Raw genomic sequence first — 11,821 nt, 5'->3', positions numbered from 1 at the left:
TTCGGCTAGCATCAGCATCATGTCGGAGTCCAGTGTTACCTACCGTGTTGATGGCCCTGTTGCGCACGTTGCGCTGTCTCGACCGGACAAGCTCAACGGTCTGACGCTCAACATGTTGGCGGAACTCGTCGACATTGCGGGCAGGATCAAGCAAGACCGCAATGTGCGCGCGGTAGTTCTCACCGGTGAGGGGTCTTCATTTTGTGCAGGGCTTGACTTCCCCTCCGCAACGAAAGAACCGAAACGGATCGCGAAGTACTTCGTCCCCGTGCCATCGTTTGTGCCGTTGCCGGGCCGTGGAACAAATATGTTCCAACGTGCATGCTGGGCATGGCGTGAACTTCCTGTGCCCGTGGTCGCCGTCATCAAGGGCCACTGTTACGGCGGCGGGCTGCAACTCGCGCTTGCGGCCGATTTTCGGTTTACCGCTGCCGACGCTGAACTTTCGGTCCTCGAAGCGAAATGGGGAATCATCCCGGATATGACGGGTACCGCGACACTGCGGGAACTCGTCGGTATCGACACCGCAAAACTTCTCACCATGACCGGAAAAATGATCAGTGGCACGGAAGCCAAGGACATCGGTCTCGTGACCCACGCCTCTGATGACCCCGAGGCGGCCGCGCAGGACCTGATCGACATTCTTGTGCAGCAGTCACCTGACGCTGTCGCGGGTGCAAAAAAGATCTTCAATGCCGCGTGGTCGGGTTCACCCGCACAGGCTTTCGCCACCGAGCGTCGAATTCAGCTTCGGCTGCTCACCGGTGAGAACAGCAAAATAGCGCGCAAGGCACGGATGAAGGGTGAGGCACCGAACTATCGGCCGCGCAAGTTGTACTAGCAGGGGGTAGTGGCAGGTGAGCACTCAGTCATCAGCAAGCAATGCTGATGCTTTGGACTTAGTCATAGCGTTGCACCGACTCGTGCGGAGCATTCGGCGCTCGTCGACCACACGAGGGTTGACACCAACGCAACTCGTCATCCTTGCCTACTTGAAAGACAACGGGGCAGCCCGTATCGGTGAACTTGCCACCTACGTTCCGTGTTCTCAACCGACCGCGACCACTGTGGTTAATAGCTTGCAGGATGCGAACCTTGTCGAGCGGATCCAAGACGAGGATGATCGACGCGCGATCTTGGTGACGCTAACAAAGTTGGGCCGGGCGGCATTGCGGTCGGTTGCAGAAAGCCAAGCAACGCAGCTCTCACAGCGAATTGCGATGCTCGATGATGATGTTCGGACCCAACTTGCGGACGCGATACCGATACTGACGGCTTTAGCTGAGAGCGCTGTCACAGAAACTGATTGACACTTAGGTGTCTGATCAGCGCTATCGTGGTTCGTATGCCATCAACTGCCACCTCGCAGCGCCTTCGTGGTGTTGGTGTGGGGGCAGTTACCGCGAGTGTCGCCATTGCCGCTCATGGTACGGCTGGAGGTGGGTATCCGCCCACAGCGATGATGATGCTCATCCTTCTCATCGCGGGCACATTCGGTGCAGCTGCCGCCCACAACCGCACTATGGGGCGTCGGGCGCTGGTCGGTGTTCTCGCAGCAGGGCAAGTTGTAGCGCACGTCGCCTTGATGTGGGCTACTCCGGTGTCTCTGCATGGGGATGCTGCGCACAGTTCACTTAGTAGTTCATCGCATCACAGCGGAGCAATGGTGTTGGCTCACGCAACCGCTGTGGTCGTTGCCGCCCTTGTAATCTATGGCGGCGAACAAGGCTGCAGGTGCGTGCGGACGGCGGTGCACAATGCGCTCCGTTCGCTTTGCGTACCCCAAGCGGCCCACCATAATGTGTTGCCGCTCTTGCACCGGGACTATTCAGACCGCTGGTGCAACTTCACCCTGGTATCGGGAACTGGGACACGCGGCCCGCCGGTTGCCGCGTTTCATCACGCGCACTAGTGGCGTTTGTTCCTAGCTCTGAATGATGCGACCGCAGTCGCACTCAGAGGTTTCTCCGCGTGCAGTTTTTGCGCGCACAACCAGGAAGTTTTCATGAGGAATTTTCGTACGATTTCAGTCTTCGCTGCGACGGCCCTCGTCGCAGCGGTGGGATGTTCCACTGGGGAAGACAGCGCGGTCACACAAGGTGCCACGACCGATGCCGACAAAGTGACTGTTGTTGATGCTTGGGTGCGGGCCGCTGATGACGGGATGGTTCCCGCCTTTGCTGAATTGACCAACGAGGGCGGTGACGACGTTCAGATAACTGGGGTGTCATCGACGGTGAGTCCCGTAGCTGAGATCCACGAGGTAGTCACCCTCGGGGGGCAACCAGTGATGCAAGAAAAACCTGACGGAATCACGATCGCTGCAGGCCACACCCACGTACTGGAGCCGGGTTCTGACCACTTCATGCTGATGGGGCTGAGTGACCCTATTACGCCCGGCAGTCAGGTTGTCATCATCCTTGAGTTCGATGACGGATCTACCCAAGATGTGTCATTCTCTGGGCGTAACTTTGCTGGCGGGAACGAAAACTACGCGCCGATGGATCACAGCACTACCGAGGATCACAGCGACCATGAGACGCAGTGACCCCGGCTACTCGTCCGGGGTTTCTCGTCGACACATCTTAGCGTCGGGAGCTCTGGCTGCCGGTGCCGCGGGGCTGGGGTGGGGAACCCGGGACGTCGTCGCACGTGCCAATGATGTCGATACCGCACAGGGTTCCTCAACAGTTCCGTTCTACGGCGAACACCAGGCAGGTATTGCAACACCCCCGCAGGCATGGGGAACCTTTGTTGCGTTTGACCTGCCATCGCAGGCTCAGCGCGGTGACGTGGTTGGTGTGCTGACAGCCTGGACGGAGGACGCTGCACGATTGACGCAAGGGAAACCGGGACTAGCGGACCTTGAACCCGAACTCGCTGCCAACCCGTCACGTCTAACGGTGACGATCGGGCTTGGGCCACGAGTATTTGCGGTCACTGGAACGGAGCAGCACAGACCACCGTGGATCGCCCCGTTGCCCTCTTTTGACATCGATGAACTTGATGAAAAGTTCACTGGCGGCGATCTTCTCCTCCAGGTGTGCGCGGACGACCCCGTTCCCATGGCGCATGCCATCCGAGTGTTGTCACGCAGTGTAAAAACGCGAGCAACCGTGCGGTGGGTGCAACGAGGATTCCGAGATGCTCGTGGAAGTGTGCCGGAAGGCGCGACCATGCGAAACCTCATGGGGCAGGTCGATGGCACCAACAATCTGTCTCCGAAGGAGCCTGATTTTGGTCGGTTGGTGTGGCACAACAGCACCCAGTACGCGTGGCTGAACGGCGGTACTTCCATGGTGGTGCGGCGCATCGAAATGGAACTCGATACGTGGGACGAACTTGGTCGTAACGACCGAGAATTGTCGATGGGGCGTACTCTCGTCAACGGTGCACCGTTGACGGGGAAGGACGAACATGACGAGCCTGATTTCGATGCGAAAGACAGGTTTGGAATACCCGTTATTCCGCCGTCGTCGCACATTGCCCGAGCGCGTGCGCTTCACCCCGATGAAGAGTTCTTTCGGCGGGCATACAACTACGACGACCCGCCATCGCCAGGGCAGGTGAGCAATAGCGGACTAATTTTCGCGACCTTCCAAGCTGACATTGAGAAGCAGTTTTTACCGATTCAGCGGCGACTTGCGGAATTTGACGTACTCAATGAATGGACGACACCCGTGGGGTCTGCGGTCTTCGCGATACCTCCCGGATGCGAGCAAGGTGACTTTATCGGCCGCCCGTTAACGGGCTTGTGAACTTACGAAAGAGGAGTCCAATGAGTCAGCGACCCAAACCGGGGTTTGTGACCCAACAAACAGTGCGTGATCAGCGTCGCGCCACCATTATTCGCGTGGTGATTACTGCAATTGTGGTAGTTGTCGGTGTGGCTGGCGTGATGTTTGTCCTGTCGCAGCGGGGCAACGACACAGACGATACGAATTCGGAAATCACGCAACCACCGTCGGATGCCTTCGTAGACGGTGCCGGTATTGCGTTCGGTGCTACCGACGGTCCAGTTCGTATTGATGTGTACGAGGATTACTTGTGCCCCGCGTGTGCGGCGTTCGAAGAGCTGTCGGGCGAAACTCTGCGTGACCTCGCGGATTCTGAGCAGGCTACGGTGGTCTACCACCCCATCACAATTCTTGATTCCCGCTCACCGACTCAATACTCAAGCCGCGCGGCATCAGCATCGGTCTGCGTAGCTGAATACAACAAAGATGTTTGGCCTGCTTTCCAGGAAGGAATGTATGCCGACCAGCCGCAGGATCTCGGGGCCCGCATGTCGAACTCCGATATCGCGGACTTCGCTGCATCGCTTGGAGCTGACTCTGATGAACTCAGAGAATGCATCACTGACGCCACCTATCAGGGGTTCGTCATTCAGAATACGAACGAGCTGAGCCAGCAGGGCATAAACCAGACACCGACCGTTCATGTCAACGGTGAGAAACTCGAAGATGTCACTCCTGCGGGCATTCTTGCCGCAGTGTCCGCCGCAACTGAGTGAAACCTAGGAACTGATCAGTGACACCTACGTTGCCATCGACCGACCCCGTGGTTGCGCCGCGCCGCGCAGCCACGGGGTGGGCGTTGCTCATCCTTGGCGTTGTGGGACTTGCCGCCGCCGCAGCGCTCACCTACGAGCGATTTTTGCTTCTCCTTGACCCGACCCATGTGCCGTCGTGCAGCATCAACCCAGTGTTGTCGTGCGGTTCGGTGATGGAAAGCCCGCAAGCATCACTGTTCGGGTTCCCCAACCCGTTGCTCGGTTTGGTTGCCTTCACGGTGGTTGTCACCACGGCGATCGTGGTTCTCGCCGGGTCAGTTTTGCCCAGGTGGTACTGGTTGGGGCTCGCGGCGGGTTCGACCCTCGGCCTCATCTTTGTGCACTGGCTGATCTTCCACAGCTTGTACACCATTAACGCACTATGCCCGTACTGCATGGTCGTGTGGGTTGTGCAATTGCCGATCACCGTTGTCGCGATGTCAGCAGCGTTTCCCAACGCCCGGAACTACCGGGGTGTTGCCTGGTTGGTGGCGTGGCGTTGGAATCTCGTCGCGCTGTGGTACGTCGCGGTGTTGCTCCTCATTCTGGAACGATTCTGGTACTACTGGTCCACACTCGTGTAGCCCGGGGGACGAGCCAGGATCACCGCGATCGCGCTCGTGAGCGGCACTGACAGTGTTAACGCGATGCCGCCCACAAACGATCGCGCCAGTTCGATAGCGACAATTTCGCTGGTAATCACATCGCCTAACGATCGTCCCGCCACCGAGAACAACAACAGCAATGGCAGCGCTGAACCAGCGTAGGCAAGCACCAGGGTGTAGACGGTGCTCGCGATGTGGTCGCGCCCAACACGCATCGTCGCGCCGAACAGTTGCATCCGATTCGCGCTCGGTTCCAACCGTGCGAGCTCGAATGCGGTAGCCGCCTGGGTGATGGTGACGTCGTTGAGCACACCGAGTGACCCGATGATGAACCCCGCGAGCAGCAGCCCGCTAATGCTGATGTGTTCGAGGTACAGCTGAATCTGGTTGTTGTCCTCCTCCGATAAACCGGTGAGGGTGGCGGTTTCGATCGCCACCCACGACAACACCGCAGCGAGAACCAGCGACGCAAGGGTGCCTAGGAGTGCCGAACTCGTTCGCAAGTTCACTCCGTGCGCGAGATATAACGCGGCGTAGAGGATTAATGCGCCACCAACGAGAGCCACAGGGACGGCAGGTTTTCCGTCCAGCAACGCCGGCAACAGGAACACCACCAGAATCGTGAAGGCGAGAACGATGCCCACCAACGCCCGGAGGCCACGCCAACGGGCAACGATGATGACTGTGGCGGCAAAAGCCAGCGCCAAGATTGCCAGCGGTGCGCCACGTTCGTAGTCGTAGAACCCGTACCTGGTGTTCATTGTGGCGTCAGTGCCCCGAACGAGCCTGATTGATTCGCCAGCTTGTAAGTCTGGTTGACCAGGCCCTGATACGTGCTCGAGCAGGGTGAACGCGCCCTGGTCCGGCCCGGAGTCGATGCTGATGATGCTGCGAAAACACTCATACCCGGCACCTGGTGGCGGTTGTGGTGCGCCACTGAATACCAATGATGCCGATGGTGAACCGCAAGGTCCTAGTTCAGACTCAACCACGGTTCCGGCTTCAGTCTGCACCGCTTCACCTGTGGCGCTTTGGAAAGGTAGCGGGATGTCGACGCGGTGCTGACCAGGCCACAGAAGCGCAGCACCAATAACAACAATGATGCCGATGACGACCAGGAGTCCTACAACGACGCGCGCCGCCACTGGGCTTAGCGGCGCTGGCGCTCCATCGTGGCCATGGCTGTGCCCATGCCCTACCGGGGCGCGGTCAAAAGGGTTCTTCGCAGGCTTGTCACTCTTGTTCGGCTGACTCTCCACGATTGTCAGACTAGTTCTCCCACGAGCGCGGCGAGCATTAAGCACAATGAAAACTGTGGATAGTGCTGGCGAGAACGAATCATCAATGGGACCGGTTGTGTTTCTTGCCGATGCCCGCTCCAAAATTGAGCGTGAGTTGATAACTCAATGGCTCGACGAGGGGAACGCGGACCACTTCGTCAGCGAAACGGGGGAGCGACCATCACGGTTGCTGCTTGACGCCACCCGTATCGCCGGTGCGTTGTCGGGTCGTCAAGACAACCCGCTTGTGGTACCGGTCCGCGTCGCGTGGCTACCGCCCGAACGCGAAGGCGGGCGGCACGTGAAATGGGCGGACGTTCTCACTTTGAACAACCCTCGAAGCCCCAACATTATCGCGCAACGCAAGATCGTTAAGGAATCGCCCGAGCGGGCCCAGGTGCTGCTCGGCACCCCAGCGTTGCTCGAAGACCTCAGGCGGCGCCATCGCCGTGAAGTCGGCGACACAAGCCCAGATTCGCTCGCGCGGTACATTCACCGGTCAGCGATCGTGACGCTAGAACGTGCCGAACGTGTCGTGACTGGTGATCGATACAAGATCCCACGACTTGTGGTGGAACAGATCATGGACTCCGCCACGTTCAGGGCACGGCTCAAAGAAATCTCAAGTGCCAATGACATTCCGTACCCAGAAGCGCTGCAGCGCGCTCGAAGTTGTCTGAAAGAACTAGTGGCTGTGCAAAGCAAGCTCGCTACTGACTTGTTTGCCCAAACAATGCGGCCCTTGCATTCATCGGCGTGGACCGTGCACGCAGATAGCGCCCAACTCGACTCGCTTCGCCAGCTTAACCGGAAGCACCCCTTGGTGTTTCTCCCGTCGCATAGGTCTTACGCAGACGCACTCGTGCTGAATGATTTTCTCGCCCGCAATGATTTTCCCCGCAACCACATCATGGGCGGGGCGAACCTCAAGTTCTGGCCGCTTGGGCCACTTGCGAAGCGCGCTGGGACGGTGTTTATTCGTCGTAGTTTCGGCGACGACGAGGTGTATAAAGCCAGCGTTGAGGAGTATTTCGCCTACCTGTTGGCGAAGCGCTTCAACCTGGAGTGGTACTTCGAAGGCGGGCGGTCTCGCACCGGTAAGCTCCGCCCACCGCGGTATGGGTTGCTGAACTATGTGGCGTCTGCGTTGCGGTCGCGCCGCGTGCCCGAAATTATGGTTGTCCCGGTGTCCATCGCATACGAGCGGCTTCACGAGCTCGATGCCATTGCGCACGAACAACGCGGTGGCAAAAAGCAGGCCGAGGGGCTCGCCTGGTTGGCGAAGTATGCCAAAGCTCAGCGACTACTTGCGGGCAATGTGTATATCCGATTCGGCGATCCGTTGTCGATGCGTGAGCGTTTGCGTGCAGCGGGTGATCCGATGCACGCACCTGCGCCAGACGATGATGTGCCAGCCTTACAACGCAAAGCCATGCAAAAGCTTGCTTTTGAAATCGCTGTGAGCATCAACCGAGTCACCCCTATAACAGCGAATGCTCTGGTCACGCTGTCATTGCTCGGCGTGCGGGACCGTTCGCTCACCGTCGGTGAGGTAATGGCGGCGATCGATCCGGTTTTGCATTACATCGAACAGAGAGGGGTGCCTACGGGCAACATCTCGGTGTTGCGCTCACTTTCTGGGCTCCGTGCAGTGTTGGCTGACCTCACAACGGCTGGGGTCGTGACCACCTACGATGAGGGGCTTGAGCCGGTGTATTCGATTGAACCGGGCCAGCACCTTGTTGCCGCGTTTTACCGCAATAGTGGTATTCACTGGTTCGTCAACAGGGCTATCGTCGAAATCGCAATTCTCGATGCGGCAGAGATCGGATTTACAGATCCGCTGCGGGCTGAGTGGAAATATGCCAACGAGTTGCGCAACTTGCTCAAGTTTGAGTTCTTCTTCCCCGACCGGGAGACGTTCGAGGCCGAACTGGTGGAAGAAATGTTGCTCATTGATCCGCTATGGCGGGAACGCAAACCTAGCATCGACGAGTTGACTGAGGCCCTCGAAAATTCTGGTTTCATCATGGCGCACCGAGTGTTGCGGTCGTTCTTCGATGCGCAGTTTGTCGTGGCGCAACGCATCGCCAGTAAGGATGCAACGGAGTCAATTGACAAGGCGCAACTCGTTGATGAGTGCGTACGAGTTGGTCAGCAAATGGTGTTGCAGGGCCAACTTCACGGTCCCGAGTCAATCTCGACAGAATTGTTCAACACCGCACTCAAACTCGCCGATAACCTTGGGCTAACTCCCGAGTCGGCAACGGACGCTGAAGACCTGACGCGTCGCCGAACTGATTTTTCCCGCATACTCGCAGCGGTGGTAAAGCGCATCCGGCTAGCCGAGGCGCTTGATCCGTCCAACAGAAAGGTCCTCCCAGGTGGATATTCGTGACGCAATAAGACGGATTCACGATGCGCCCGACGGTCCAGAGGTGGGGGCGTTCTTCGAGTTCACGGGAACGATTCTGCAGGGGTATTCTCCGCTGCGCCCAATGCGGGTGAAGAAAGATTCCGACAGTGACCGCGACCGAGACGTAGCGCTTGACCTTATGAAAACGCTGCGGGCAAGCAAAGCCCCCCAGTTTGTTGAGGACATGGTGGGAACTGTGTACCCGAGTTGGCGCGGCAGGACCGATGACGATATCGCTTCTGTCGCAAACCGAATTTTTGAGCGGGCTGCTGCTGGCCGGGTCTACCCAGAGGTGTGGCACCTGATCAATGCACACCACAACAAAGGCCACACCGTTGTCATTGCCACCGCTGGGCCGCCTTATGTGGCACAGGCAGCTGCGCGAGCGCTTGACTGTGGACACGTCTTGTCGACGTCGCTGGAGAAGCGGGACGGTGTTCTTACTGGACTCGTCGATGGTCCCGTTTTATGGAGGCGCGCCAAGGCGCATGCCGTGCGGAAATTTGCCGAAACGAACGGTATCGACTTGAAGCTGAGTTTTGGTTACTGCCACGGTAGCGACGATGTTGAACTGTTGTCAGCCGTAGGGTTCGCTGGCGCGGTCAATCCCGACCGAACATTGGCGAAGATCGCTGAGCAGAAGCAGTGGCCGGTGTTGACCTTCGCTTCTCGTGGGGCTGTCAGTCCTGTTCAGGTGGGACGCACTTTTGCCGGATATGGTGGCTTCTTTGGTGCCGTGGGGTTGGGTCTGACAAAGGGCGCGGTCAAACGCGACCATCGGTTGGGTGTTGACGCGGCGATCGGGATGAGCGCGGACGTAGCGCTGCGGATCGCAGGTGTCGACGTAAATCTCCGAGGCGTGGAAAATGTGTGGTCACGTCGACCCGCTGTTTTTATTTTTAACCACCAAAGCCAGGCTGATGCGTTGGTTTTAGCGAAAGTGCTGCGCGGCGGGTTTACGGGTATCACGAAGAAAGAGATGGCATCAAGCAAACTGTTTGGACCGATTCTGCGGATAGCGGATGCGGTGTTTATTGATCGAGCGGATTCCGCTAGCGCTCGCGAAGCACTCCGTCCAGTAGCGGACACTCTTAAATCTGGGCTGTCGATTGTCATTGCGCCGGAAGGGACGAGGTCGTTAACTCCCGGCGTAGGACCGTTTAAGAAGGGTGCTTTCCATATTGCGCAGCAGGCGGGTGTGCCGATTGTGCCAGTCATAATCCGTAACGCTGGCGAATTGATGTGGAAGCACGGCCGCGTACTGCGTCGTGGAACAGTTGACGTCGTTGTTGAAAAGCCAATTGATGTTGCGCGTTGGAAAAAGGATGACTTTGAAAAGAATATTGCCGAAGTCCAACGAATGTACCGGCGATACCTGGAAAACTGGCCACGTGATTAACAGCGGGTTAGCTTTTGATGGCGGCAACCTGAACGAAACCTGAATGCTGCGGTAACATTTCGCGACATGGTTGCTGTGCCCTCGCCAGATCAAGAATCGCCCACCTGGCCCCGAGTGTTCCGAATTCCACCGTTGATCATTGTGATTTTGGCAATTGCGATGGTTGTGGCGGCATGGTTCGCGGTATTTGCGGTGGATATTTGGGGATGGCTACCGCGCGAAGGCGCTATCCCGATATGGATGGCGCTGTTCAACGAAGGTCTAGTTGAGATCGCGCAATGGATTTTCATTGCACTATTTGTTGTTGGCGCAGGTTATCTCGCGGGTATGTATAGGTTCACCGAGTACGCCGGAATTGCCCGATTCTATCTAGTTCTGAGTATCGGCTTCGCGTTTATCCTCATTGAGGAGGCGGGAGACGTCCGACTCATCCTCGCTGAAGCCATCGGCCGGTGGTATGGATACGAAATTCTTGGGTTTCATTACCACGTTGTCGGAACCCTCCCAGTAATGGCGTTTCTTGCGTTCTTCCCGGTTTACGCGCTTGTGCGATATGGGCGACATGTATGGCAGTGCTCTAGCGCGCGGTGGTATCTCGTCGCGATGTATGGCATCTATGCCGGATCGCAGCTGGGCGCACAAACCTCGCACATTGAAGGTTGGTACGCGCACTTCGGCAACTGGCTGAACATCAATATCTTCGGGTCCCGCCTGCCGGAGCCGTGGGGAATGGAACCAGGCGAGATCGCTTACCTTTTCATCGACAATGTTGTCGAAGAAAGCCTCGAACTCATCGCCGCTGGCGCACTGTTTGCAATGCTGCTTGCAACCATTTCAGACCTACGCAAGAATCGCGTTTCGGTGCGGGTACAGCAAGACATGGAGGCGCTGCAAAACTTAGAGGCGCAGCAGAGTTAGAGTCGGTTTGCGGCAGCGATGACGGCCCGTAGTGACGACTCGACCGGGTCTGCTGAAAATGCAACACCCCAAGCTTGATGTTCGTCGCACTCGCCGAGCACAAACGTGGCAGTGCGGTCATCGACTGGGCGCTGGTGCAGTTCTCGAATTTCGAGATTGCAGCCCAGTTTGTACAGCATCCCAGTCAACGCGCCAATGGGTCCTGAGGACATCGCAGTGTAGGTGTTTGATGAGCCGCTAGTTCGGATTGTCGCCTCGAAGGCAATTTTTGCGGAACCAAGATTGTGAATCTGCCAGTTCTCGAGGCGAAACTTGCCTGCCCGCGGGGAGTAAATCTGATCGAACATATCCCACGACAAGCGTGCGGCTTCGTCTCGTAAACCGGCGGGCAACGCCGCCCCATAGCGGTGTTCAAAAGGGTCACGCGAGGTGGGGAGTGCGTGCGTGCTTTCGGAATTAATGAAGTCCGTGCTCATGTTGGTGCTTCCGTCTTTAGCAGGTGTGGACTGACGCGACGAAACCCCGCAGCGAGGGGTCTGTCCTGGTCTACACCTCGCTGCGGCTGCCTACTACGAGCATCCGCCTCATGCACTCAAATCTACTCGCGTTGTTTGGGCCCGACAACCAATGTTTCCCGTCTGGATTGCCAAC

The 11,821-nt window shown here is 57.7% G+C and carries 12 protein-coding genes; 10 read left to right on the top strand and 2 right to left on the bottom strand.

The features are described 5' to 3' along the window. The first annotated feature begins 19 nt into the window (after positions 1–19). The 7 genes from IEW73_RS06520 to IEW73_RS06490 all read left to right on the top strand — a co-directional run bounded on the left by IEW73_RS06520 (position 20) and on the right by IEW73_RS06490 (position 5,136). Positions 20–841 (top strand): crotonase/enoyl-CoA hydratase family protein, encoded by an 822-nt coding sequence (locus IEW73_RS06520; RefSeq protein ID WP_188671761.1) that lies wholly within the window; start codon positions 20–22, stop codon positions 839–841. Positions 842–857: 16 nt separating this feature from the next. Next, the gene (locus tag IEW73_RS06515; RefSeq protein ID WP_188671759.1) at positions 858–1,310 is read left to right on the top strand and encodes a MarR family winged helix-turn-helix transcriptional regulator; all 453 of its coding nucleotides are present in this window, start codon (positions 858–860) and stop codon (positions 1,308–1,310) included. A gap of 35 nt (positions 1,311–1,345) precedes the next feature. Next, positions 1,346–1,912: a hypothetical protein gene (locus tag IEW73_RS06510; RefSeq protein ID WP_188671757.1), complete on the top strand. Its 567-nt coding sequence runs from the start codon at positions 1,346–1,348 to the stop codon at positions 1,910–1,912. Between the two features lie 93 nt (positions 1,913–2,005). Next, the gene (locus IEW73_RS06505) at positions 2,006–2,548 is read left to right on the top strand and encodes a copper chaperone PCu(A)C (protein ID WP_188671755.1); all 543 of its coding nucleotides are present in this window, start codon (positions 2,006–2,008) and stop codon (positions 2,546–2,548) included. Then, the gene (locus tag IEW73_RS06500; RefSeq protein WP_188671753.1) at positions 2,535–3,758 is read left to right on the top strand and encodes a Dyp-type peroxidase; all 1,224 of its coding nucleotides are present in this window, start codon (positions 2,535–2,537) and stop codon (positions 3,756–3,758) included. The genes IEW73_RS06505 and IEW73_RS06500 overlap by 14 nt, the downstream gene beginning before the upstream one ends. 20 nt (positions 3,759–3,778) lie before the next feature. Continuing rightward, positions 3,779–4,513, top strand: coding sequence for a DsbA family protein (locus IEW73_RS06495; RefSeq protein ID WP_188671751.1), 735 nt, complete (start codon positions 3,779–3,781; stop codon positions 4,511–4,513). A 17-nt stretch (positions 4,514–4,530) separates the two neighbouring features. Beyond that, complete coding sequence (locus IEW73_RS06490) at positions 4,531–5,136, top strand: vitamin K epoxide reductase family protein (RefSeq protein WP_188671749.1); 606 nt, start codon at positions 4,531–4,533, stop codon at positions 5,134–5,136. Here the strand turns inward: IEW73_RS06490 and IEW73_RS06485 are convergent. Then, a complete protein-coding gene (locus IEW73_RS06485) occupies positions 5,115–6,302 on the bottom strand; it encodes a YibE/F family protein (RefSeq protein ID WP_229675863.1) in 1,188 nt (395 codons plus the stop codon). The genes IEW73_RS06490 and IEW73_RS06485 overlap by 22 nt on opposite strands. Before the next feature lie 160 nt (positions 6,303–6,462). Between IEW73_RS06485 and IEW73_RS06480 the strand changes: the two genes are divergently transcribed. The 3 genes from IEW73_RS06480 (at position 6,463) to IEW73_RS06470 (ending at position 11,170) form a co-directional block, all read left to right on the top strand. Then, complete coding sequence (locus IEW73_RS06480; protein ID WP_188671744.1) at positions 6,463–8,835, top strand: glycerol-3-phosphate 1-O-acyltransferase; 2,373 nt, start codon at positions 6,463–6,465, stop codon at positions 8,833–8,835. After that, complete coding sequence (locus tag IEW73_RS06475) at positions 8,822–10,252, top strand: 1-acylglycerol-3-phosphate O-acyltransferase (RefSeq protein ID WP_188671742.1); 1,431 nt, start codon at positions 8,822–8,824, stop codon at positions 10,250–10,252. Before IEW73_RS06480 ends, IEW73_RS06475 begins: the two co-directional genes overlap by 14 nt. Before the next feature lie 66 nt (positions 10,253–10,318). Continuing rightward, the gene (locus IEW73_RS06470) at positions 10,319–11,170 is read left to right on the top strand and encodes a hypothetical protein (protein WP_188671740.1); all 852 of its coding nucleotides are present in this window, start codon (positions 10,319–10,321) and stop codon (positions 11,168–11,170) included. On the opposite strand, the gene IEW73_RS06465 is transcribed toward IEW73_RS06470, so the two are convergent. Beyond that, positions 11,167–11,646, bottom strand: coding sequence for an alpha-isopropylmalate synthase regulatory domain-containing protein (locus IEW73_RS06465; RefSeq protein ID WP_188671738.1), 480 nt, complete (start codon positions 11,644–11,646; stop codon positions 11,167–11,169). The two genes, IEW73_RS06470 and IEW73_RS06465, sit on opposite strands and share 4 nt — an antisense overlap. Between the last annotated feature and the right edge of the window lie 175 nt (positions 11,647–11,821).

It is taken from the genome of Hoyosella rhizosphaerae (genome assembly GCF_014643175.1).
Lineage (GTDB): Bacteria > Actinomycetota > Actinomycetes > Mycobacteriales > Mycobacteriaceae > Lolliginicoccus > Lolliginicoccus rhizosphaerae.
The sequence above is the reverse complement of the archived record's forward strand: the minus strand, read 5'-3'. Positions and strand labels throughout refer to the sequence as shown.